Source organism: Methylovulum psychrotolerans (assembly GCF_002923755.1).
Taxonomy (GTDB): domain Bacteria; phylum Pseudomonadota; class Gammaproteobacteria; order Methylococcales; family Methylomonadaceae; genus Methylovulum; species Methylovulum psychrotolerans.
In genome coordinates, this window is the sequence record NZ_PGFZ01000006.1 from 118,956 (window position 1) to 142,576 (window position 23,621).

A 23,621-nucleotide genomic window follows, 5' to 3' on the forward strand; every position below is an offset into this window, starting at 1 on the left:
AAATTGGAGGGGTTGGTGGCGGCCCAGGCAACAATTCAGAAACACCCCTACGGTATGGGCAAGCAGCTTGCGGATGACACGGTTTGCCAAGTGCCAAAGGTTACGCGCCCTGATCCGTTCGATGTGGAACCTTTCGGTCAGTTGCCCGATAACGGTTTCAACCAACCTTCGGGTGGCCGTCAGTTGCCTGACGAAGGCCTTCGGGCGCGGGCCGTCCATGTTTTTCCGTAAGGGTGTCTGCAAGCTGATGCCCCGTTTTGCCAATTCTGAGTTGAGCCAAGGCCTGATATAGCCTTTGTCGCCAATCAGCCACCCGCCAAGCCCTTCGGCAAGTTCGGGGACGACATCGCGTTCGTCAATGGGGGCGTTGGCGAAGGCAAAACCGCAGATGATGCCGTTGCTGTCGGTCAAAAGGTGGCCTTCAAAACCGTAATACTTTTCATCCTTGGCGGCGCAGTAACCGTAACCCGCCTCCGTGCGGAAACAGCGGCTCCGGGCGGCGCGGGTGATCTTGCAAACGGGCATCGGGAAACCGTCAACCAAATGGACGGTGTTCGTGTCCGCCCCAAGTTGTCTGGCCAGTTGCCCAAGTATACGCCCCTTCACCACCCAAAGGTTCGCGGCTTGCTTGACAAAACTGCTGCGTGACCCTAAGTTAGGAAACAGGCCATGCCAATGGTTGCGGAAGTATTCCCAAATCCCTTTGTCTTGGTCTTTGCCCATAAATTCGCCGACAATCTCCATCGTAATGGCTTCGCAGTCACTCAGTTTGGTCGGGAAGCCCCGCTTCCTCAGCGGGTGGGGGGCCACTTTTTCATAGCAATCGCATACGCAACAATACACATAAATGATGAAATCTTCGACGGGCATGACGGCTTCTCCGGTAAGGTAGTTCGATTAACCTGAACCTAAGACAAGAATGTCACCCTTAAAATTTCACGCCCTAAAAAGTCGAACATCGCGTAAGATATACGTTTTTATGGTTTTTAGTGCCATAGGAATATTTTCAATTGGAATTGCTTATATTTATTGTGATAAGTTATCAAGATCTCAACTTATTTTCCTCTTATATGGAGGAATCATTGCGATGCTGGCGATTATAACGATATATATTTTGTGTTTATTTGGATTCACCCGATGATAAAACCTGCCGAATCCTTTAAAAACTGGGTGGGTGGCTTCACCGACTTCAACGTCACCATAGGCTTTGCCGCCAACGGCAGCATTCCCGTCACCGCCGTCACCAGCGCGGGTAAAATCAGTTGAGTGATAATTGATGTTTCCATTCGCGGATTTTATCAAAAGACCTTGAAACCCATAGAGAGCTTTGAATTTTTTAGGTGGGGTATCACTAAAGTTACACAGTAACCTTCTTATTTGCCAACCAATGGCTAGGTTTCGGGACTAATGCCCTGTGCCGCCGCAACAACTGCTTGCCCTAAGGCTAAGCCGCCATCGTTTAGGGGATAGGCTTGTGGTGACAGCACGGTTTTGCCGTGCTTGTGTAATTGCCCGGTCACCGCCTCCAAAAGCAGGCGGTTTTGAAACACCCCGCCGCTCAGCACGATGCGGTCAACACCTGTTTGGGTACTGAGTTGGCACAGTACCCTGACGGTCACGTCAGCTAAGCTATGATGGATACGCGCGGCAATCCGGGCTTTATCGGCCCCGCGCTTTAAGTCATCTAACACCGCTTGGCATAAGCCTTGGCAACTTAACACCGCCATGCCGTTATCCTCGGCTATCACCCAAGCCGCCGGGTAAGCCTGTTCGTCAGCAAACGGCGGGGTTGCCAACTTTTCCAAGGCTATCGCGGCTTGGCCTTCGTAGCTGATCTGCCCGCTATGCAGGCCCAGCAGGGCGGCGTAAGCATCAAACCAACGGCCACAAGAACTGCTTAGTGGGGAATTGAGCTGTTTGCTGACCATGGTCGCCAAGGTCTCCAAGGGTTTGCTGGCTAATAAGCGGATAATCTCCAACTCACCATAGGTTTGTTGCAAGTACGGCCAAGTAAAATAATGCAGCAAGTGCGCGTAGGCGTTGCGCCAAGGTTCGCGCATGGCTTGGGAGCCACCCGGCAAGGCCATTGGCTGCAAATGGCCGAGGCGGGTGTATTGGCGGTAATCGCCTAACAGAAACTCGCCGCCCCATAAGCCGCCGTCGTCGCCCAACCCTAAACCGTCAAATAAAGCCGCCAACACGGGCGGGGCATCTAAGGCCACCCCCTGTTCGGCCAAACACGCTGCCAGATGGGCGTGATGGTGCTGCACGGGTATGACGGTTGCGCCGTAAGTGTCGGTCAGTGCATAACCGTATTGCGTCGATAAATAGCCGGGGTGGCGGTCAACGGCAATAACGCGAGGCTTAAAGCCATACAGCTTGCCGTAGTCCTCCAGCAGGTGGCGGTACTCTTGCTGGACGGCGGCGTTTTCCAGATCGCCGATGTGCTGGCTGACAATGGCCGTGCCATTGCTCAATAAACAAAAACTGTTTTTCAGCTCCGCACCCATTGCCAGAATGGCATTTGCGTCGCCAAAACCGGGCGGTAAGGCCAACACCTCCGGGCTGTAGCCCCGCGCCCGGCGTAACACGCGGGCTTTGCCCGCCATTACCCGCAGCACCGAATCGTCCAGACGGTTGACAATGGCACGGTCATGCAACAGCAGATAGTCGGCGATAGCCGTCAAGTTTACGCGGGCTTGCGTGTTGTCTGTGCAGGTCGGTTCGTCACTGAGATTACCCGAAGTCAACACGATAGGGGCGGCCAAATCCTGCATTAACAGCGTGTGCAGCGGCGTGTAAGGCAACATAAAGCCGAGTTTGTCATCATCTGGGGCAACGCTTGGCGCAAGCGTTGCGCCGTGTGCGTTCAACAAGATAATCGGCGCGGCTTTATCGTGCAGTAAGCAGGCTTCTTGCGCATTGACCTGCGCATACCGCGACACCATCCCGATATGCTTAGCCATTAAGGCGAACGGTTTGGCATCGCGCCGCTTTGCTGCCCGCAAGCGGCTGACGGCGGCGGCATCGGCGGCATTGCAGGCCAAATGGAAACCACCCACCCCTTTAATGGCAAGGATATGGCCTTGCCGGATCAGTTCGGCGGCTAAGCTTAGCGGGTCAGTACCCGCTAAGCGCTGACCGTGCTTATCCTCCAACCATAGCGCAGGGCCGCAGTCCGGGCAACAATTGGCTTGGGCATGAAAGCGGCGGTCGTTGGGGTCTTGGTATTCCTGTTGGCAGTGCCAACACATAACAAAGTCAGCCATACTGGTGTGGCAGCGGTCGTAAGGCATCGCCCTGATGATGGACAACCGCGGCCCGCAGTGGGTGCAATGGGTGAACGGATAACGGTAGCGGCGGTTGTCAGGGTCGGCAATCTCGGCCAAACAATCGCTACAAGTGGCGGCATCAGCGGCGATAGGGGTTTGCGCCCCGCCGTCTTGGCTGGCGGCAATGCGGAAGCTATCAGGAGCGGGCAAGCCAGCCAAGGTTTGCACGTCCAGACTGTCCAGCCGTGCCAAGGGCGGGATATGCAGCGGTATTTGCCGGATGAAGGCGGCCAAGTTTTCGGCGCTGCCGAAGGCATGGACCATCACCCCTTGCCCATCGTTCCACACTTCGCCGCCTAATCGGTGTTGCCTAGCCAGCCGCCAGATCATCGGCCTAAAGCCGACCCCTTGAACCAGCCCGCGTATCCGTATGGCCTTACCCGGCATTAACAAATACGCGGCAATTGCTCGCCCACCGGCCAATCGACAATGCGCTTGCCGCCAAAAGCGGTGCGCATCTGCACAAAACCGTGGGCATCGGCGACCACTTCGCCAATAATGGCGGCATCACGCCCCAAGGGATGTTCCCGCATGACCGCCAATAAACGTTCGGCAGCGGCGGCGGGGCAAATACAGACCAACTTGCCTTCATTGGCAACATACAGCGGGTCTAGGCCGAGGATTTCACAAGCGGCTTGCACGTCGGGCCTGATCGGTATCTGGGTTTCGTCGATGAGCATACCGACCCCCGACTGCTGCGCCAATTCGTTTAATGCCGTCGCCAAACCGCCCCGGGTCGGGTCACGCAAACAGAAAATATCGGCAGGCGCGGCGGCGACCATTGCCGCCACCAAACCATTGAGCGCGGCGGAATCGGAAAGGATGCGGGTGGCAAATTGCAGGTTTTCCCGCCCGGCCATAATGGCGACACCGTGGTCGCCTATAGTCCCGCTCAGCAACACCGCACAACCCGGTTGGGCGCGGTGGCCGGCAATATTGACACCCTCCGGGACGATGCCGACCCCAGTGGTGGTGATGAACACGCCGTCACCCTTGCCGCGTTCGACGACTTTGGTGTCGCCCGTGACAATAGGCGTACCTGCGCTTTGGGCGGCAGCGGCCATACTGATGACGATGCGCTCCAAATCCGCCAGCGGCAAACCTTCTTCGAGGATAAAGCCCGCCGCCAAATACAGCGGCTGCGCACCCGACATCGCCACATCATTGACCGTACCATGCACCGCCAGCGAACCGATGTCGCCGCCCGGAAAAAACAACGGCGAAATCACATGGCCGTCGGTGCTGATCGCCAGCCGCCCGGCGGGTAGGCTGAGTAAGGCTTGGTCGTTGCGTTGGCGCAGCCAGTCGTTATCAAAATGTTTGATGAACAATTCGTCAATCAGTTGGGCCATTGCCCGCCCGCCACCGCCGTGGCTTAAATCGACTTTGCCCGTGCTTAGGTTGAGGCGTGAGGTGTAGGTTTTTTTCATTATCAAGGAATTTTTGTCATCTTACTTAACCCCAGACGGCAGCGTCATGGGGACAATAATGGCATTCTGCCCCGCACCGCCACCCGCACTGACCACTTGCGGGGCTTGCCCGTCCCATTGCAATTGGGCTTGGGCTTGCAAATAACGGATATATAATTCGGGGTTATTGTTAAACGCGGCAATTTCCAGTTTCAGGCGTGCGGCCTGCCCTTCGCCATCCAACTGTTGTTTGGTCTTATTGGCTTCCGCTTCAATTACCACCGATCTGGCGGCCCCGGTTGCAGCTTCAATAGCGGAATCTGCCGCGCCTTTGGCAGCGATCACTTTTTGTTGCGCTTTCGCGGTTTCCACCACTTGCTTGTTTTGTTCCGCCACCGCATCGTTTTTCGCCTTCACGGCATTTTCGTTGGATTGCACAAACGTCGGCGAATAGACAATCTGGGCAATTTGCAGGCTATGCGGCTGGAGGCCAAACAGTTCGACGACGGCACTAAAGACAATCGTGGTGACTTCTTCCTGTATGGCTTCGCGGTTTTGGGAAATGGTTGTGGTGTTCTTTTTGTTAAATACCCGTCCGGCACGGTCTTTGACAATGGGGATAATGCTGTCGGCAATATCGACATCCCCCGTTTTGCCGACCTCGTAAAGCAAGTGGTTGACCTTGTCTTTAGGGATGGTGAAATTGAAATTCATATCTAAGGTGATCTTTTGATTGTCAATCGTGTTGACATCAAAAGGCGGGATATGCAGCGTGGTCAGGCTCACCTGCACTTTATCGACCGTATCAATAAACGGGATTTTAAAATGCGGCCCCGGCTTAATCGGCTGTTCATAAACGACATTGCCTAAGCGGCGGACATTGGCCATTTCTGAGGGGTCAACCGTATACACGGTGTTATAGACCAGCAAAAGGGCCGCCAAACCGTAACCTAGCCATGATTTGAATTGACTGGTTGAAGTCTCGGCAATATTCGACATGAGCATTTTCATAGTCCTACTTCTTAATGGTTCTTATAAGACACCTTTGGAGACAATTCCTACTTTATTGGCACTGAGCGGCATCAAAGACTGTTACGCCGATACGACCAATACGCCGCACAAGCCCCCTCAGACGATACCATACACGATCCCATAGGGTTTTCCGGGGTACATACCGTGCCTAACAATTTGCAATCTTGCGGTTTTTTTACGCCGCGCAAGATGGCGGGGCATTCGCAGCCTTTGGTGTCGGCGGCTTGGATGGCGGGTAGGTTAAAGTGTCGTTCGGCATCAAAGTCGGCATAGTCGGCTTTCAGCGTTAAGGCGCTGTCGGCAATCAGCCCTAAGCCGCGCCATTCAAAGTACGGGCGCACTTCAAACACCTCCCGCATCAATGCCTGGGCTTTCAGGTTGCCTTGCGGGGTAACGGCGCGGCGGTATTCGTTTTCGACCTCGTGGCGGCCTTCATTGAGTTGGCGTATCAGCATCAAGGCCGACTGCATCACGTCCAAAGGCTCAAAGCCTGCAATCACAATCGGCTTGGCGTATTGTTCGGCAAAGCGTTCGTAAGGTTGGCTACCAATGACGGTACTGACGTGGGAAGGCCCTAAAAACGCATCGATTAACAGCGGAGGGGCGTGTGCCGAAGCGGCTGGGCGGGGTACGTCTAAGATGGCCTGCATGGCCGCCGGGGTCAGGACATGGTTGCAGAACACCGAAAAATTGTCCAGCCGTTCGGCTTGTGCCTGCCGTATGATGACGGCGGTCGGCGGGGTCGTGGTTTCAAAGCCGATGGCGAAAAACACCACTTGCCGGGCCGGATTATCGCGGGCGATTTTTAAGGCATCTTGGGTCGAATACACCATGCGTATATCGCCGCCGTTGGCTTTGGCTTTCAGCAAACTGTGGCGGCCTGTCGCGGGTACGCGCATTAAATCGGCATAAGTGCACAGGATCACGCCATGCTGTTCGGCCAGTTGGATGGCGTTGTCGATACGGCCTGTCGGCAATACGCAGACCGGACAGCCGGGGCCATGGATAAACTCGACATTGTCCGGCATTAAATCTTGGATGCCGTAACGGAAAATGGCATGGGTATGCCCGCCACAAAACTCCATCAGCCGATACTGCCGCTCAGGGTTGACGGTTTGGGCAATCGCGTTGGCAAGCTGTAAGGCGAGCGTATGTTCGCGGAATTCGCTAATGTATTTCATGGCGCGGACAGTAAACCGGCTTCGGCAAATAAGGCCAAGGTTTTTAAAGCCTCCTCCTCATCGATTTTATTCAGCGCGTAACCGACATGCACCAACACATAATCACCGAGCGCGACATCATCGACTAAAGCCAACGACACCTCAACGCTGACCTGATTAATCGACGCGGTGGCCATATCCGTAGCGGTGTCGATGGCAATGATTTGCGCGGGTAGGGCTAGGCACATAAGTTTAGGTTTTTTGTTGGGTTATAAGGCGTGTTTAAAACTATTATAATCTGCCCTGCCAATACATCGGTTTTTGGTGTAAATGGCTTACGGCGATAATCAATATTTCATCGTCGCGTATTTGATAAACCACGCAATAGGGAAACCGATGGGTAAGACAACGCCGGGTACGTTGGCCCAATGGTTGCCACGCTTCAGGGAAGTTGGCTATACGGCTGACAGTCGCCTTTATTTCTATGAGAAACGCTTGGCCTAATCCTGTTTTTTTCAGATTATAATAATTTATGGCCGCTTCCAACTCCGCCTCGGCAACTTCAAGGAAACGGACTATCAATTCGCTTCCAAGCGGTTAAAAACTTGTTCGGCTGGGCTTGAGCGCAGTTCGCCGCGCTCATACCCGTCAATTCGGCGTTCGGCTTCAAGCGCCAATAAATTATCAATTTCCCGAATGGGCGGATCCATGCTCGCCAACAACTGTTCAGCCAATGCCGCCCTGTCTGCTAACGGTAAGTTTAACGCCTCGTTAAATAATTGTTTCCTGTTCATTTTAATAACCTCTACATGGGTAACGGCAAAACCTCTGCCATCAAGCATAAGCAATCCGCTGCAAGGCCAGTTCAGCCTTTAGCCATTGCAGCCAACCGTCCATCCCTTCGCCCGTTTTTGCCGACAAGGACAAGACCTTAATCTTAGGGTTAACCTGCTTGGCGAACTGTATGCACTCTTCGCTGTTAAAGTCCAAATACGGCAATAAGTCGGTTTTGTTCAGGATCATCAAATCGGCGGCATGGAACATGTCAGGGTATTTGATGGGCTTGTCCTCGCCTTCGGTGACGGACAAAATCACCACTTTATGGGCTTCGCCCAAGTCGAAGGCCGAAGGGCAGACCAAATTGCCGACATTTTCGATAAATAACAGGCTGTGTTTGGGCGCTTGCAAGGTTTCTACGGCATGGCCGACCCGATGGGCATCCAGATGGCAACCTTTGCCGGTATTGATTTGCACCGCCGAAACTCCCGTGGCGCGGATGCGTTCGGCATCGCGGGCGGTTTGCTGGTCACCCTCGATGACCGTGATGGCGACCTCATTTTGCAAACGGGCGATGGTTTCGGTCAACAAAGAGGTTTTGCCGGAACCTGGGCTGGATACCAAATTCAGCACCAACATGCCGCGTTCGCTGAAATAGCGGCGGTTTTCGCTGGCATAACGGTTATTTTTCGCCAAAATATCCTGTTCGATTTGCACCATCCGCAATGGGCTTAAGCCGGGGGCATGGGCGTGTGAGTGTCCCGCACCGTGGTCGTGAGCATGATCATGGGGATGGTCGTGATCGTGCGAGTGACCCTCGCCGCAGCCGCAGACAGCACACATTATTCTACCTCCAATTCTTTGATACGCATTTGATCTCCGTTAGTGATCTGTAATTGATAACTGCCGCAGTGCGGGCATACATCATATAATTGTTGCACGGTAACATGGCTGGCGCACGGCAAACACCACGCTTGGCCGGGTACGGCAACCATTTCAAGGTGGGCTTGGTCGGCTAAAGAGCCTTGCATAACGACATCGAAACAGAACCGCAACGCCTCGGCATCAACCCCGGCCAACGCGCCGATTTCTAACCAAACGGTTTTGACTTTGTGGTAGTGCTGAGCTTCCGCCTGTTGCTCCAATACCTGCAAAATGCTTTCGCACAGCGACATTTCATGCATGTTTTTTTACCTGCCACTATCGGTTAGGTTTACGGTGTAACGGACGCAAGGGTCTAGCGCGTTAAGCAGCAACTCCGCCTGTAATTTTAGCTCAGCAGGGGCGGCGGGTTTTAATTGCAACAAGCTTTGGGCGGCCACCCCATCGGGATGGAAATTCCATTCGGTAGGCGCGATAATCCGGTAATCGTACACCTTATTTTGCCTCAACACCAAGCGATGTATTAATAAACCGCGCGCTGCCTGGATTTGTGCCAAGGCGTGACCGTCACAGCTTATGCTGTGGGCAGATACCGCCCCAGCATCTTGGCAAGCTAACAACTGCCTTAAACGGGTCGGCGTATCGGCCACCGCCAATAAACGGGCCACTAGGCGCACGATCAGGCCGTTGCCATAACGGCCTTGCAATTCGACTATTAACGGTTGCGCCCGTTGGCGGTTTAATAACGTCGTTTCAAAACAACGGCCTTGCCAGTGCGGCAAGCGGCTAAAGGCAGTTAAATCTTGTTGCCGGATATATTCTAGCCACGCCGCCGCCTCCAACGGCGGCAAGCAAGCGACCTGATTTTGGCCGGATGCCGCCCATTCCCTGTCATAAACTTCCGCCAACAAACGCGCCGGCAAGGCATTGCTTTGCCGTAGCCAAGCGCGTAATTGCGCCTCCGTCCTTAGCTGCTGAAAGTCGGCCAAGCCACCGTTAAAAAGCGCCGTGTCAATCAGGTCTGCCAATCCGTCAATAAGCCGCTGTAGCGGCACAATATCGGTCTCGGCACGGCTATCGAGTTTGAACGCCTCGCCGTGCCGGAATAACTGCTGCTTAAACAACGCTATGGATTGCAATAATGCCGCCAAGGGTTTTTTATCTGGAACCGCACCGATAAGACCCGGCCAAGTTAATAAAATTGGCCATGCGTGTTCGCGTAAGGTTTCAAGTTGCACCAGCATGTTGTGGGCATTATCGGCGGCGGGGTCGGCTGCTATGCCTAAGGCGGCACGGCAGGCCAGTAAGGCGGTATAGGCTTGGGCATTGCCGCACAGCGTAAAGAGCAAGGCTACGGTGTCGAGCAGTTGCTCCGGGCTTTTGCCCAACAGCAGTTGGCTGGCCGCTATTATAGGACGGCTGGAGGCTATCGCCACACGGCAGGGCTTGCCTTCTTGGTGGTAAAGATCAATACTGAGGGAGCCTGCCAGCGTCATTCAGGGCTGTTGCTACGCATAGAACCGCGCAATATATTCCGGCGGCTGATGCCGTGTGGTGCAGGCACTGCCAATAAGCCTTGCAAAGCCGTTTGTGCCGAAATGACGGCGGCGGCTTGGCTATCGAACAGGAACATCGGCGAAAACAGGGAACAGGCCGCATACAGGCCGATGGCCGCTTCGCTGGCTACGGTAAACTCAAACAGCCCATAAGGGAAATGCCGCTCGATTTTACCGCCCGGCACCAGCCCCTGCCAAGTGCCATGCTGTCCGGGCACTAACAGCAAGTTCATAAACCACGGCGTAACCACTATACCCAGCCAATCTGTCTCAACCGCCCTAAAGCCAATGGCTTGTACAGACAAGGCGTTATTCAGCACCGGCATTTCCTGCATACGCGTCGCTAAAATGTTGTTAAACACCGTTTCCAAGGCACAACCGAGCTGCTTGCCATCCTGCCAACGCATCAGCCGTCTACCAATAAAAAATCTTGTTTTGCCGCGCCGCATTGCGGGCAGCTCCAATGTGCCGGCAAGTCGGCGAACGCCGTACCGGACGGGATTTGCCAGACTTCATCACCCACTGCCGGGTCATAGACATACCAGCATATTTTGCATTCCAGCGTAGTCTCCGGCGGCAAGCTTAAGGCATCGCCCGCATAAGACCCGGCAAAAAACGGCACGCTCACCAGTAGACCTGCATAATGTCCTGCAAACGCTGGCAACTGTCAGCAATGTCTTCCGGTGAAGCGCAGGCTACGCTAGGCACATCGCTGACTTCCAAGGTATTGAGGATTAAGGTGTCTTGCGAATTAAAATACTGCACCCACCAGACAAACATTGTACCCGTGGCGGTAATCCGGCAATTGCCGTAGCCCCGCGAGAGTATCGTCACCGTACCTGTGCCTAGCCGTTGCGCTAAAAACAGCAAATCTTGTTCGGTTTGCGGCAACAAACTCAAATTGATGGTATGCGCCTCCCCGCCCGGCTGATAATCGGCAATTTTGGCGTTCAGCTCCGCCAGTAACGGCGGCGCATTCATCACCCCCACAGGCAGTTCTGTCCAGTGGGTGTCGATTTGCGTTGCCATACCCGCAAACGCCCCGTGCAGGAGTTGTGCGGGGATAATGCCGACCTCCAGCGTGTCTTTGACGATGTGCCGTTCGCTATTGAGGGTCTGCAAACGCCAAACACCAGCCAGTACCGATTCTTGGATACGGATTTCTTGGCTACCCGAACAAATGGCGCTGACCTCCCCCTCTCCCAGCAGTTCGTCGATAAACTGGCGGTTATCGGCAGACAATCCGCTCAAGTCATTTTCTGCCGTCAACAAGGGGAAGGCATTCAAGGCCTGTTGCAATTGCTGCACCGCATTTTTGGCCTGTGGCAACTGCGTTAGGCTTAATTGCGTTGATAACTGCGGCATCCGATACGTCGCCATATCCTCCGGCATCGGCAAATACTCCAAGGCAACGCCGTCTTGTTCAGGCGGCTGGCTACCTTGGCCAAAAATTGGCAGAGAGATTGAAGTCATAATAATCGGGGTTTAAAAGGCTGAAAAGATAGGCTGGGGGGGCTTTGGTTATTTGGCAAAACCACAGGCTGTGCTGCCACGACTCAATGGGCGGCTTGGCAAACCCTATCCAAATCAAATTTGGGGGGTATGCTAGGGGGGCTACTGAGAATCTTGGCGGTTTCTTGCATAAATTCCTGCCAGTCGCGGATACCCGTAATAACGCCTAAATAATCGCCATTGCGCAAAAACACCAGCGACGGCCAACCCGTAAAGCGGAACCGCGCCTGTAATTCGCGTTCGATAGGTTTGGCGATCAGCGCCGCTTGCAACTGGCCACCAACCGCTTTCAGCAATTCCGGCAGGATCACCGCGACATCGTTGCTTTCGGGAAATTGGCTGGGGTCGTTACTGAAAAACAGCACCACGGTTTTATGGCTATAGACAAAGAAATCGTAATTGTCGGCATCCAGTACCGGATAACCGTACCGGGTAGTCAATTGGGCAAGCAAGGGTGAACTCATGATAATAAAAACTCCGGCAAGGGCGGTTCCCGACCGACCAAGTCGGCGAAAAGGTCATCTATTTGGCTTTGTTCTATAGGGTGCTGGCCCATGATCAAGTGCATGGCTTCCAAGGCATCGGCGATTTGCCGGGCTTTTTCTTCACTCAGCACTTCCCTGGCGGTGTCAAGAAACACCAACACCCAAGTGCCGACAGGTTGCGCACCGACCAACAGCAGATCAACCAGCGTATCACCGCCACGGTAGCGGCACAGGGCCGTATCGCCCTGTAGACCGATAACTTGCATGGGCAGGCCGATACACATCAGTATTTGCCCCGATAATCGACATCCACCCGCAAAGTACAGCCTTCCGCCGAAGGCGGCGCAGATACGGTAAAATCAACGGCCTGTAAAACCCGCCCGTCACCCATCCGGCAAGCTTCGTCCGCACTGGGGCGTTCTTGTTCGTAACGGCGCAGATCCAGCACCGGGTCGGCCAAGCTAGCTACCGTCCGGGTAGGTTCGGCACTGATGCCAAAACCTGCCAGATAAACCAAAGCCATTGCTATAGCGGGTTGGATTTGGGCTTTAATCTGTGGCCGCAAGCTGCCGCCATAATCGTCCAATTCCACCGGCTGTACGCCAACCAACAACAAATGCTGCGGATAAGCGCCGAGCATTTGCGCCATCGCCAACACTTCTTGGAAGCCGGTCTGGTGCAGGCTCATTTTTTTTGCGCCCAAAAAATTCGGCACATCGGCGTTTTCCAGGCATTTTAACGTTGCTGGCGGCAGGCCGTAATCGATCGCGTCGAACACGACCAAAATATCGGCGGCCTGCACATGTTCGACCAGATAGACACCTTGGGTGCCACCATCCAACACCGTGACGTTATCAGGGAAACGGTAGTGCTGTTGCAGATGCCCGATGACCCGGACACCAAAGCCTTCATCAGCCCACAGCACATTGCCTATGCCTAACAGTAACACCTTCATAGTCAATGCACATCATCCAGCGGTTTATCGTCTTTAAACGTGCGCCAGCCCGTCACCATCGTCGATAAGAGGCTTTGCCGGGACACTTTATCCTCCCGCACCGCGACATAAATATGGATCAGCACAAAACAGACGATCAGCCACATGACCAGATGATGCCAACTATGTACGCTTTGGCTACCGCCAAACAGCGGCAAAACCCAAGAGCTGAATAAGCTATATTGCCAAGAGCCTTGCCCAGTCCCTTCGCCATACAGCGCAAAGCCAGTGATGACCATAAACAGCGAACCCCAGACAAAGGCGAAGTGCATGGCCAGCAAGGCCAAAGGATTATGGCCGGCATATTTGCGCGGCTCTTTGGCTAAAAAGGCGTACCAGAGGATTTCATGGCCGACACCTTGCCAAAACACCTTGGACAATAACGGCGGCTGAAAGATTTCCTTGGCATAGCCGTTCCCCGCGTACGCCCAGTACAGCCGGAACAACAAGCCTATCGCCAACAGATAGCCAGCGGCAAAATGCCCGAAGCGGATGTAACCCATCAGAAAATGTTCGGAGGCTTCACCGCCTACCGAAGCCAGCGGCGCGGCGATGAAATAGCCTGTTAAGATCAAGGTCAGGATCAGCAGGGCGTTTAAGCCGTGCCATAACCGGATGGGTTTTTCATAGACATATACCGCTGGCAGCGGGGTGTTTACTGTAGGCTCGGTCATGGCAATTCCTTAGGCGCTGAATAACAGCCAAACCCCGGTCAGGCCGGTCAGCGTACCGTAAAGGTGGAGCAAGCCGATCGCATGGCCGCGTCGGGCGACCCAGCCTAAAATCCACCCTAAGCCTAACAGGATTGCCGTAGCCGCCACCATTCCGGTCATATAAGCCACCCCGGACACAGCAAGCGGCATTTCGCTGCCGTGCGCCAAGCCGTGCAGGGCGGCAAAAACCGCCACCGCCACCCAAAGCCAGGGCTGTGGTACCCGCTGCGTACCGCAGCCCAACGCGGTGCCGACTGCCAGCAACGAGACGATAAGCCCGGTCTCGACATAAACAAAGCGCCCACCCGCCAAGCCGAATAACGCCCCCGCCACCATGAACACCAAAAATAGCAAAACGGCTAGGCCGGCCAGACGGTGGTTCTGGGTACTGGCCCACAGACCTAAACCTAACATCACCAGACAGTGATCCAGCCCCAAAAACGGATGCAGAAAGCCGTGGCTAAAGCCATCGGTAGCTAACAGGCCAGTATGTGCCGATACGCTATGGGAAAACGCCAACAAGCCGCCCAAGGACAAGCATTGCAACGTGATTCTGTGCCAATCGTTCATAAAAAATCTCCTCAACGGACTTTGACTTGGGTTAATTCGCTGCCGTCCGGGCTGATGATATGCGTGGAACACGCCAGACACGGATCAAAACTATGCAAGGTACGCAAAATTTCCACGGGTTCTTCGGGGCGTTCCACCTTGGTGTTCATTAAGGCGGCTTCAAAAGCCCCGATGTTGCCTTGGTCATCACGCGGCGAACCGTTCCAAGTGGTGGGGACTACGCATTGGTAATTGGCGATTTTGGTATTTTCGATTTTCAGCCAATGCCCTAACGCCCCACGCGGCGCTTCGGTGAAGCCCACCCCTTTGACGCTGCTAGGCCAAGTTTGCGGGTCCCATTTGGTGACATTGGCCGTCGCCAAATCGCCCGCTTTAATATTGGCCATCATTTTGTCCATAAAATAGCGCATCTTGCCAGCCGCCCATTGTGCTTCCAAACCCCGCGCCGCCGTCCTGCCTAAGGTCGAGAACAAGGCGGTGACGGGTACGTCCAGCGTTTTCAAAACAAAGTTAATTTGTTCGGTGATTTCCTTATCGCCTTGCGCATAACCGATGACATACCGCGCCAACGGCCCTACTTCCATCGCATGGCCGCGCCAACGCGGGGCCTTGATCCAAGAATATTTGGCGGCTTCGTCCAGTTCTTTAATATGGGTGCGGTCGCCTTTGGTATTCGGCCCCAGCTTATAATTAGGTTCGGTGATGCCGTCCCAAGGGTGCAGGCCCAATGATTCGTCAGGGTAACGGTACCACGAGTGCGGGATGAACTCTTTGATTTGCTCAGGGTCGGTCAAATCGACTTCATGGACTTTCGTCAAATCGCCGTTGATGATCGCCCCGCGCGGCATCAGCAAATTTGCCGCCGAATAATCGTTGGCGTTATCGGGGATGTCGCCGTAAGACAACAGGCTTTGCCCGGAGATGCCGCCGCCGTACAGCCAGCCTTTATAAAACTGGGCAATCGCCAATAAATCGGGGATATACACTTGGTCGATAAAGGTGATGGTGCGGTCGATAATCGACGACACCAAATTCAGGCGTTCCATATTGATCGCACCCACTGCGCCGATGCCATCGATATTAATCGCGCAAGGCACACCACCGACCAGCCAGTTCGGATGCGGGTCTTTGCCCCCGAAGATCGTGCGGATTTTCATAATATCTTTTTGAAAATCCAAGGCTTCCAGATAGTGGGTCACCGCCATCAAATCGGCTTCCGGCGACAACAAATAAGCCGGATTTGTCCAATAACCGTTTTTAAACGGCCCTAATTGCCCGGATTCGACAAATTTTAACAAGCGGTTTTGAGTGTCACGGAAGTAACCGGGCGACGATTTAGGGTTATGCGGCGAGATGGACTGTTGCAACGCCGAAGTCGCCGCCGGGTCAGCTTTCAGGGCATTGACCGGATTCACCCAATCCAAGGCGTGCAAATGGTAAAAATGCACCAGATGGTCTTGCACTTGCAGGCTTAACTGCATCAGGTTGCGTATTGAATTGGCGTTTTCAGGAATCTGTATTTTTAACGCATCTTCCACAGCGCGTACCGAAGTCAAGGCATGAGTCCCGGTGCAGACCCCGCAGATACGCTGCACAAACGCCCAAGCATCGCGCGGGTCGCGGCCTTTGAGGATCACTTCCAAGCCCCGCCACATCGTGCCGCTGGAAATGGCGTTGCGGATGATATTATCCTCATCAATATTGACTTCACAGCGCATGTGGCCTTCGATACGGGTGACCGGATCGACTACAACGCGGCGGCCCGCGTCATTTAAGTTAAAGCCGTTAGGGGTTTTGGTGACGGTCATTAGCGTTCTGCTCCTGGTTGTTTGGCACGGTTCAGTGCGGTCAAGCCCGCATGAGCGGCAATGCCGACCCCGACGACAGCCGCCGCCGTACCGCCGACCGTATCAGCGTTGGCTTCAATGCCGAATTGGTTAATATCGGTGAGGCGTTCATAAAAACTGCCTTTATCCCAGAAACCGTCTTCAGAACAACCGATACAGCCGTGACCGGATTGGATAGGAAAGGACAAGCCCTCGTTCCAACGCACGGTTGAGCAAGCGTTATAAGTGGTCGGCCCCTTACAGCCCATTTTGTATAGGCAATGGCCTTGCCTTGCCGCTTCATCATCCCAGTGTTCGACAAATTGCCCGGCATCAAAATGTGGCCTTCTATAGCATTTGTCATGGATGCGCTGGCTGTAGAACATTTGCGGACGGCCTTGCCTGTCCAAAGTCGGCAACTTGTCGAAGGTCAACAAATACGCCACCACCGCCGTCATTACTTCGGCAATTGGCGGGCAACCGGGGACTTTGATGATCGGCTTGTCGGCCAGTCCCGGCACTTTATGTACGGGTGTGGCTTGGGTCGGATTCGGTTTGGCGGCTTGCACACATCCCCACGACGCGCAAGACCCCCAAGAAATGATGGCTTTGCAGCTTTCCGCCGCATATTTGAGCTGCTCGACAAAAGGCCGGCCCCCAATAATGCAATACATGCCGTCTTCCGCCAGCGGCGGATTGCCTTCCACCGCCAAGATATAGTTACCTTTATATTTCTCGACAATTTCATCAATAATGGCTTCGGCATTATGCCCGGCCGCCGCCATAATGGTGTCGTCGTAATCTAGCGACAACATCGACAAGATCACGTCTTTGGCTAACGGGTGGCCGGAACGGATAAACGATTCCGAGCAGCAGGTGCACTCCAAGCCATGTAACCACAGCACCGGGATACGCGGCTTGGTTTCCATCGCATGGGCGATTTTGGGGGCGAAAGCGGGGGCAAGCCCTAAGGATGCCGCCGTCAGGCTACAGAATTTAAGAAAACTGCGGCGGGTAATGCCTTGCCTACGCATGACATCGTAAAAAGTCTCATTCATTCAGGAACTCCTGGCGTTCTCAGTACCGCATTTCCGACCCGACTTTTTTCTTGATCTGCCGCCGCCTGATGGGGGCGGTGGCTTTGTCGCTTGGAAGCGCTGATGTATTTGCTTATTATTGTTTTGGCACAGTGATGGCTATTGCCAAATAGCTGATCCTGCGTTGCAGTCAAAAAGCAACATTTATGCCGGATAAATGCCAGACTAAAAACCTTTATAAAAGCAGGGGAAATAGGGGATGCCGCCGCTGTAAAAGCGGTTATGTCATGTCGCTTATATGACAAAAGTGACAAATGGCGGGGTGAATTGCTTGAAAGCCTACGCGGACGTTTCGGCTTCACCAAACGCCATGACCGTTATAGGACGAGGAAGCTGTTAAATCCGAATCTGGCCAGGATTGCCGCCAATAAACGGCAACGCTTGCCGGAATGGCGGTGTAAAAAGATAACCCCCCCCCGCTTACCTTAAATAACGGTTTCTTGTTGGTTAACAGGTAGTATCAAACAGGTGTTTTCTATCGGTTTGTGAAATCATACCTGAGTACAGATGTAGTTTATCACTAAAAATATCGAAAAATCATCAAGAAATAAACTTTTAGTTTTTTTAAAGGTGTTGACGGATTATACTGATGCCCCATCATAGAACAAGGGCGACATGTCTGCGTTTATTTTCAACTTTTTTGATAAGGAAACTATGCTCATGAGTACAATCAGCCGTTTTTGGACACCCGCCAATATCCAAGACTTCAGCAACAATACCACCCAGCAAACTGCGATGGATGCGCAATGGAACACCAACTTGAATGGTTTCACCCAGCAAGGCATCGCCGGCAATCCATGGAATGCCACCAATTCGCCCGTCGCCAGCAATTATTTTAATCCTTTGACGGATCCGTCGGCTTCAAGCAGCGCTTATGTGCAGATTACTTGGTCGGCTTTTCCGGGGCGGATTGCCGCGTATTTCCCGACACTGAGCAGTACCCAGCAATTGGAGTTGGGCGACACCGGGTATCTGTCCTCAAGCAATGCCGCCGGACAAACCGTTTACACCCCATTCGGCAATATTCCGCAAACCCCTTGCACACCCGTTGCCACCGAACAAGTCCCTTATGGCCCTTATGGCCCGCGCGGTTGGCAAGACGAATATTGCGAATGGTCTGTTTACCGTGATGCTGCCACCAATAAAATCATCCGTATCGATTTTACTTGCGAAAACCCCGAATATTGGAACACCTTATGGATGATAGACCCTGACCAAGTTTTAGCTTTGTACCAACAAACCTTAGGCAAGCCGCAAATCCAATTGGCGGACTTGCAACTCATGGGCAGCAACGGGCAGCCCGTCATTGACCCGTCCACAGGCCGCCCGGTTTACAACCCGCTCAACAAGTGGAACTCAGGCCCCGTGTCCACTGACAGCTACGGCGGGGCGATGCACTTGACCAGCACACCTAACACCTTACAAACGGAGATTGGCCTGGCCGGGGCGGCAACGGTGCAGCGCATCCAAAGTTGCGAACCGAATGTCGGCAGCCCGCAAAATGATTTGATTTGCTGTGCGCAATATGGGCAATTGCACCGTAACAGCGATCCGAACATTGGCTATCAGACGAACCAAACCGTCAGCGGCGGCTACAGCGTCAGTTTAGCCAACCCGCCCGGCCTGTATATCCAAACCCCGAATTTTTCGACGTTTGCCGTACCTGAGGGACAAACCGCCAATCCTGCTGATTTCTGGCAAGTGGTACGCGGTTCCGATAGTTTGGTAGATGAGTTCGGCAACACCATGCCCGGCAATTTTATTCTTCATGCGACTTATGAAGTGCCGGCGGAATTGGGTTTCACGGTAGGCGACATGACCATCCAAGGACAGCCGATCAATTGGGGAGGACAGATCGTCCAGCAAATTCTTATGCAAATTGTCGCAATGGGCTATGCCGCTCCTGTCGCAGCGGCAGTCCCTTGCGTTGGCACCCCCGACGTGTCTTACGCACAGCCGGCGCAACTGTTCCATCAGGCCGTATTCACAGGGCTGTACGCCACTGGCATTTCCGGTGTCGATTTCCCGATGAGTTTGGTCAGCAATAGCACCCTCATCGCACCGCTGGTGGCACAAGGGGCGGTCAACGTGCCGATGGTGCTGGTGTGCGCCACCGTCGCCTTGGGTGCAAGCGGCGAACTGCCCGCCGTCAGTTTTTCCGACCCGGCCATCAGCGTGTCAGTGGTGTCGGCCATGCCGGTCACTTATGCCGTACCTGGCAACACTTATCCGTCCGAATACACGGCTTTGAATATTGTCGTGTCGGTCGGCGCCAGCGCAAGCTTAGGGTTGCAAGATGTCTATGTCACCAATGTCGGGCAAACGCAACAAGCCCCGATGCCATCGCTACTGAATATCGTCAGCGCCATCTAAAGGTATTATTGGCCTCTTGCCTTTACCACAAGAGGCCAAGCCCTACCCAATGACAGGAACGAATTATGAATATCTACAGCGTATTGTTAAGCGCAGTCTTGCTCGGTGTAGGCGGTCCGGTGTGCGCCTTGCAAGATACGGCCAAAGTGCCCGCAACGGCGAAAACCACCACCACGGCTGCCACATCGATCACCTGCGGTACGGGCTTGCCGCCCGTCAGCATCAATTTCTCGTCCGCCGTGCCTTATGATCTGAAAACCTTTTCCAACCAACTGACCGTGGATTGCTTTGCTTGGTCAGAATTTGTTTCGCTGAACTGGCCCACCAGCGGCACAGGGTTTGGTGATCCCGGCGACACCGCCCCCGTACAATGGCAAAGCTATATGGATGCCGGATTACTGTTCCCTAGCGACGGCTCGACCCCACCGCCATGGGGTAGCCAACCCGCCTTGCCGGAAAATTGCGCCAGCCAAGCCAAGCTGACCGCATCCAGCAAAAGAATGCGGGTTTTTTCAATGACGGGTAAAACCGATTCGCCGTTTTCGACAGGCCAGGCCGCCCCGCAAAATGCGCCGAACTGGTTAGGTGCGCAAAACGGCAGCAATGCGTGGTATGAAATAACCGTCAGCCAAGACGAATACAATTATGTCGTCAACAACGGCCTGTACAATGCCAACACCCAAGCCAGCTATGTCAACAACGGGCAAGGCTCCCCTGTAGTTTTGCCTAAAGGCTGCTCTACAGAGCTTGGGCAAACTTGTCCGAACGGCTCGATGCTCGGCGCGGTGGAAATGAAGGCGGCGTGGATGGAAGCGCCGGATTATGGCAGTAACCCAAAATGGAGCCGTTATAAAATCACCGAAGGTTTGGTCATTGATCCTAGCACCCAGCAATGCCGCCAGACTAATCTTGCCTTGGTCGGTTTGCATATCTTGCATAAAACCACTAACCAGCCAACTTGGGTTTGGGCGACTTTCGAACATATTGACAATGTCCCTACGGCCAATGTGCAGGCACCTAGCGGCGGCTATAACTTTTATAACGCCAATTGCCAGACACAAGCACTCTCTGTGCCGGCGGCTTGCACCACTCAGGGCGGCAGCGGCACCGTTCCGGTCACGGTCAGTTGCACCGCCAACCAATCGCCGCCCTATTATTTGGGCCAAGGTTGCCCCAAGCCTGTGCCTATCCAAGTGACGCGCACCACCCAACTGGACAGTAATGCGCAAACGGCCAACCAAACTGTGCAAAACGGCATCAGGCAAAATTATCCGAATTCGGTTTGGCAATACTATCAGTTAGTTGACGTGCTATGGTCGACCAATCCCACGCAAGACCCCAGTAAACCCTATGCGGTACCGCACCCGTTGACCAGCATGACCTCAGGCAGTGGGGGTTTGGTGGCGAACACCACCCTAGAAACGTATGTGCAAAACACAACGTGTACAAGTTGCCACGAGTATGCCGCCATCGCGCCGAAAACCGCCACTTGTCCACCAGCAAGTTCTGGCGGCAACAGCGGGTCGTGCAGTTCAGACTTCAGCTTTTTATTCGGGCAAGTAGGCCCTGCCCAAGCCAACGTGCTGGGGTTGAAACGTACATTTAAGACCCATTGAAGCGATAAGGGACGGGCAGGAAATCATTCAGGCAAACGCGCTCCAAATTTGCCGAGGTTATTTTTATGCCCGTCCCTAAGCCGCCATGCTATAACTGGACTTTGCCCGGCACATTACTGCCTGCCGGGGCAGGGAAGCGGCGGTTTTTGACGGCTGGTATTTAAGATCTGCCGTTACCGGGTAACGTCAGCTATGCTTAACCGCGATATAGTGGGACACTTTGCTGATGGCCGCTCCGATAAGGCAGCGGTTGATTTTATCCTGAACCGCCTGGTCTGCTTTAGAGACGCGTTCATGTTGGCGTAGATGTTCAAGCCAAGATTCCACCATAAAGCATTCGATAAAATGATCCGCCTGCGCCGTATCTTGGAATAACTCCCAAAAATAAGCCCCATTTCTACGGCGCATTTTTTGTAGCGGCAAACTGAGGCGCAAAAAGTCCTGGCGCTTATCAAGGGCGACCGGGTATTCCAAGGTAATCAATACCGGCCCTTGGTCATGTTGTGGCGCTTGTTCGGTGATCGGTGCGGGCCAGTGCAGCGAAGGGGTGAAATCACAATTCTCATAACCGCTAATACGTTGCCGCCAAGTGGCAAGAATGCTTAACAGCATCCCCGCCGCCGCCAACACCAAAGCACAAGGCAAGCCGCCAATGTCTGCCAGATAGCCCCATAAGATACTACCGCCCGCCATGCTGCCCATAAACGCCATCATAAAAACCGATATGCCCCGCGCCCTGACCCATTCCGGCAAACTGGCCTGAACGGCGACTTGTAGGGAAGAGATGACGATAAGCCAACTTGCCCCAATGATAAACATCAACACCCCCAGCAGGTACAGGTTATTCAGGCTCGCCAGCACCGCCAGTATGGCCGCATAGCCGAGTGAAGCCAGCCTAATGCTGTTATCACTGTCAAGATGCCGACGCAAATGCGGCAGGAGAAACGCGCTGGACACCGCGCCCAGCCCCACACAAGCCCAGAGTGCGCCATAAACCGAAGGCCCCGCCAGCAAGTGCTGGCGGACAAAAATAGGCAGCAATGCCCATAAGGCACTGGCAAACAGGAAAAATGCCGCCCCCCGGATCAGCGCCGCTTGCAGCATCTGGGAATGCCGGGCATAGCGTAAACCGGAACGGATGGCGCTGAACAAGCGCTCGGCGGGCAAACTGCTGGTACGGTAGTCCCTTTTCCAAGCGACCAACACCGCCAACACCCCAAAAAAGGAGACCGCATTCAACAAAAAGACACTGGCCGGGCCAAACGCGGCAATCAGCAGCCCGGCCAAGGCTGGGCCTATGGCACGGGCAATGTTGATACCTAGCCCGTTCAGGGTAATCGCGGCTTGCAGTTCGGCTTTAGGCACCAGTTCCGGCACAATGGCCGCCCAGGCAGGCAAGTTCATGGCGCTGCCGCAGCCGAGCATAAAAGTAAATGCCAGCAGCAACCAGCCCGTCGTCTGGCCTGTTAAGGTGCAAAAACCTAAACCCGCCGCCGCCAGCAGCATCCATAATTGGGTAATGAGCAAATAACGGCGGCGATCGACAATGTCCGCCAGCGCCCCGGCGGGTAAGGCCAGTAACACAATAGGCAAGGTGGTTGAGGACTGCACTAAGGCGACCATCAACGGCGAGGCCGACAGCGAGGTCATTAACCAAGCCGCCCCCACATCCTGCATCCAAGTGCCGATATTGGACGCAATGGTCGCCAGCCATAACGCCCGGAATATTTTATGCCGCAACGGGCTCCAAGCTGAATAGGTCTGGCTATCATTAGGTGACGACGTTGCTTGCATATCCCATACCTTCGCTAAACGCGAGCAGTGATTCCACAAAAATAACCAAAGAAAGCCTCGGCAAGGTTAGGGACAAAGCTTCCCCTGCCCTTCGCCAAGGCCTTATTTGACCCTAGGCGAAATCATAACAACACGGGGCGTACTAAGTCCAACCTTAACGGGCGGATACCTTTAACTCGATCATCAAGTTTTTCATAAAGCCCGCCCTGAATAGGGTAGGGAGTTTGTTAAAAACACACGCGTGTAGGGTAAGACGGCTCCCTCCCCTGATGGGGAGGGCTGGGGTGGGGAGAATAAAATTAATGACTTATACTTATGGCTTAGAGATTTTAATCAGACTGCTTTCTGTCTGATTAATGAAAAAAGCCTTATTTAGATTCTCCCCACCCCAGCCCTCCCCATCAGGGGAGGGGGACGGGTTCCATTGCAACTTGTTGTTTTAAATTAATTTGTTCAACTTTTTAATATCCGGTAGTTGAACTATTTATCCGAA

The 23,621-nt window shown here is 53.9% G+C and carries 26 protein-coding genes; 4 read left to right on the plus strand and 22 right to left on the minus strand.

All coding sequences use genetic code 11. The features are described from left to right. A partial coding sequence (locus tag AADEFJLK_RS13865; RefSeq protein ID WP_103974685.1) for an IS982 family transposase occupies positions 1 to 870 on the minus strand: 870 nt, incomplete at its 3' end. Positions 871 to 1,137: 267 nt separating this feature from the next. Here AADEFJLK_RS13865 and AADEFJLK_RS25900 point away from each other — a divergent pair. Further along, positions 1,138 to 1,266: a hypothetical protein gene (locus AADEFJLK_RS25900; protein WP_282957365.1), complete on the plus strand. Its 129-nt coding sequence runs from the start codon at positions 1,138 to 1,140 to the stop codon at positions 1,264 to 1,266. A 125-nt stretch (positions 1,267 to 1,391) separates the two neighbouring features. Here the strand turns inward: AADEFJLK_RS25900 and hypF are convergent, their stop codons facing one another. The 20 genes from hypF to AADEFJLK_RS13965 form a co-directional block, all read right to left on the minus strand. Further along, positions 1,392 to 3,755, minus strand: a complete 2,364-nt coding sequence (gene hypF / locus AADEFJLK_RS13870) for a carbamoyltransferase HypF (protein ID WP_346222716.1) — start codon at positions 3,753 to 3,755, stop codon at positions 1,392 to 1,394. After that, positions 3,719 to 4,762: a hydrogenase expression/formation protein HypE gene (gene hypE, locus AADEFJLK_RS13875; RefSeq protein ID WP_103974687.1), complete on the minus strand. Its 1,044-nt coding sequence runs from the start codon at positions 4,760 to 4,762 to the stop codon at positions 3,719 to 3,721. Before hypE ends, hypF begins: the two co-directional genes overlap by 37 nt. Positions 4,763 to 4,783: 21 nt before the next feature. Continuing rightward, complete coding sequence (locus AADEFJLK_RS13880; protein ID WP_103974688.1) at positions 4,784 to 5,752, minus strand: SPFH domain-containing protein; 969 nt, start codon at positions 5,750 to 5,752, stop codon at positions 4,784 to 4,786. Between the two features lie 71 nt (positions 5,753 to 5,823). Then, the gene (gene hypD, locus AADEFJLK_RS13885) at positions 5,824 to 6,954 is read right to left on the minus strand and encodes a hydrogenase formation protein HypD (RefSeq protein ID WP_103974689.1); all 1,131 of its coding nucleotides are present in this window, start codon (positions 6,952 to 6,954) and stop codon (positions 5,824 to 5,826) included. Next, positions 6,951 to 7,181 (minus strand): HypC/HybG/HupF family hydrogenase formation chaperone, encoded by a 231-nt coding sequence (locus AADEFJLK_RS13890; RefSeq protein ID WP_088621352.1) that lies wholly within the window; start codon positions 7,179 to 7,181, stop codon positions 6,951 to 6,953. The genes hypD and AADEFJLK_RS13890 overlap by 4 nt, the downstream gene beginning before the upstream one ends. Before the next feature lie 43 nt (positions 7,182 to 7,224). Further along, positions 7,225 to 7,515 (minus strand): type II toxin-antitoxin system RelE/ParE family toxin, encoded by a 291-nt coding sequence (locus AADEFJLK_RS13895; RefSeq protein ID WP_088621353.1) that lies wholly within the window; start codon positions 7,513 to 7,515, stop codon positions 7,225 to 7,227. Then, entirely contained in the window at positions 7,512 to 7,727 is a 216-nt protein-coding gene (locus AADEFJLK_RS13900) for an addiction module protein (protein ID WP_088621735.1), read from the minus strand. The genes AADEFJLK_RS13895 and AADEFJLK_RS13900 overlap by 4 nt, the downstream gene beginning before the upstream one ends. 40 nt (positions 7,728 to 7,767) lie before the next feature. Further along, positions 7,768 to 8,553 carry a hydrogenase nickel incorporation protein HypB gene (gene hypB, locus AADEFJLK_RS13905; RefSeq protein ID WP_103974690.1) on the minus strand — a complete coding sequence of 262 codons (786 nt, stop codon included), beginning with the start codon at positions 8,551 to 8,553 and terminating at the stop codon, positions 7,768 to 7,770. Further along, a complete protein-coding gene (hypA, locus tag AADEFJLK_RS13910) occupies positions 8,553 to 8,894 on the minus strand; it encodes a hydrogenase maturation nickel metallochaperone HypA (RefSeq protein WP_088621355.1) in 342 nt (113 codons plus the stop codon). The genes hypB and hypA overlap by 1 nt, the downstream gene beginning before the upstream one ends. Before the next feature lie 6 nt (positions 8,895 to 8,900). After that, entirely contained in the window at positions 8,901 to 10,088 is a 1,188-nt protein-coding gene (locus AADEFJLK_RS13915; protein WP_103974691.1) for a Ni,Fe-hydrogenase I large subunit, read from the minus strand. Further along, a complete protein-coding gene (gene hybE, locus AADEFJLK_RS13920; protein WP_103974692.1) occupies positions 10,085 to 10,555 on the minus strand; it encodes a [NiFe]-hydrogenase assembly chaperone HybE in 471 nt (156 codons plus the stop codon). Before hybE ends, AADEFJLK_RS13915 begins: the two co-directional genes overlap by 4 nt. Continuing rightward, positions 10,555 to 10,776 (minus strand): rubredoxin, encoded by a 222-nt coding sequence (locus AADEFJLK_RS13925; RefSeq protein ID WP_088620892.1) that lies wholly within the window; start codon positions 10,774 to 10,776, stop codon positions 10,555 to 10,557. The genes hybE and AADEFJLK_RS13925 overlap by 1 nt, the downstream gene beginning before the upstream one ends. Then, positions 10,773 to 11,621 carry a hydrogenase expression/formation protein gene (locus AADEFJLK_RS13930; protein ID WP_103974693.1) on the minus strand — a complete coding sequence of 283 codons (849 nt, stop codon included), beginning with the start codon at positions 11,619 to 11,621 and terminating at the stop codon, positions 10,773 to 10,775. Before AADEFJLK_RS13930 ends, AADEFJLK_RS13925 begins: the two co-directional genes overlap by 4 nt. A gap of 83 nt (positions 11,622 to 11,704) precedes the next feature. After that, a complete protein-coding gene (locus tag AADEFJLK_RS13935) occupies positions 11,705 to 12,124 on the minus strand; it encodes a thioredoxin domain-containing protein (protein WP_088620890.1) in 420 nt (139 codons plus the stop codon). Beyond that, entirely contained in the window at positions 12,121 to 12,429 is a 309-nt protein-coding gene (locus tag AADEFJLK_RS13940) for a HypC/HybG/HupF family hydrogenase formation chaperone (RefSeq protein WP_088620889.1), read from the minus strand. Before AADEFJLK_RS13940 ends, AADEFJLK_RS13935 begins: the two co-directional genes overlap by 4 nt. Further along, on the minus strand, positions 12,429 to 13,100 hold the full coding sequence (locus tag AADEFJLK_RS13945; protein WP_088620888.1) for a HyaD/HybD family hydrogenase maturation endopeptidase: 672 nt from the start codon (positions 13,098 to 13,100) through the stop codon (positions 12,429 to 12,431). Before AADEFJLK_RS13945 ends, AADEFJLK_RS13940 begins: the two co-directional genes overlap by 1 nt. A gap of 2 nt (positions 13,101 to 13,102) precedes the next feature. After that, positions 13,103 to 13,813, minus strand: coding sequence for a Ni/Fe-hydrogenase, b-type cytochrome subunit (gene cybH / locus AADEFJLK_RS13950; RefSeq protein ID WP_103974694.1), 711 nt, complete (start codon positions 13,811 to 13,813; stop codon positions 13,103 to 13,105). Between the two features lie 9 nt (positions 13,814 to 13,822). Next, complete coding sequence (locus AADEFJLK_RS13955) at positions 13,823 to 14,422, minus strand: HupE/UreJ family protein (RefSeq protein ID WP_103974695.1); 600 nt, start codon at positions 14,420 to 14,422, stop codon at positions 13,823 to 13,825. Positions 14,423 to 14,433: 11 nt separating this feature from the next. After that, positions 14,434 to 16,230, minus strand: a complete 1,797-nt coding sequence (locus AADEFJLK_RS13960; protein ID WP_103974696.1) for a nickel-dependent hydrogenase large subunit — start codon at positions 16,228 to 16,230, stop codon at positions 14,434 to 14,436. Continuing rightward, the gene (locus AADEFJLK_RS13965) at positions 16,230 to 17,306 is read right to left on the minus strand and encodes a hydrogenase small subunit (protein ID WP_088620884.1); all 1,077 of its coding nucleotides are present in this window, start codon (positions 17,304 to 17,306) and stop codon (positions 16,230 to 16,232) included. Before AADEFJLK_RS13965 ends, AADEFJLK_RS13960 begins: the two co-directional genes overlap by 1 nt. A 261-nt stretch (positions 17,307 to 17,567) precedes the next feature. Here AADEFJLK_RS13965 and AADEFJLK_RS24060 point away from each other — a divergent pair, with 261 nt between their 5' ends. From AADEFJLK_RS24060 to AADEFJLK_RS13975, 3 genes are all read left to right on the plus strand, one after another. After that, entirely contained in the window at positions 17,568 to 17,774 is a 207-nt protein-coding gene (locus AADEFJLK_RS24060; RefSeq protein WP_146054608.1) for a hypothetical protein, read from the plus strand. Between the two features lie 231 nt (positions 17,775 to 18,005). Further along, entirely contained in the window at positions 18,006 to 19,718 is a 1,713-nt protein-coding gene (locus AADEFJLK_RS13970) for a hypothetical protein (protein ID WP_103974785.1), read from the plus strand. 65 nt (positions 19,719 to 19,783) lie between these two features. Next, the gene (locus AADEFJLK_RS13975) at positions 19,784 to 21,334 is read left to right on the plus strand and encodes a cytochrome c family protein (RefSeq protein ID WP_146054609.1); all 1,551 of its coding nucleotides are present in this window, start codon (positions 19,784 to 19,786) and stop codon (positions 21,332 to 21,334) included. Between the two features lie 186 nt (positions 21,335 to 21,520). On the opposite strand, the gene AADEFJLK_RS13980 is transcribed toward AADEFJLK_RS13975, so the two are convergent. Beyond that, positions 21,521 to 23,128: an MFS transporter gene (locus AADEFJLK_RS13980; RefSeq protein WP_103974698.1), complete on the minus strand. Its 1,608-nt coding sequence runs from the start codon at positions 23,126 to 23,128 to the stop codon at positions 21,521 to 21,523. Positions 23,129 to 23,621 lie beyond the last annotated feature (493 nt).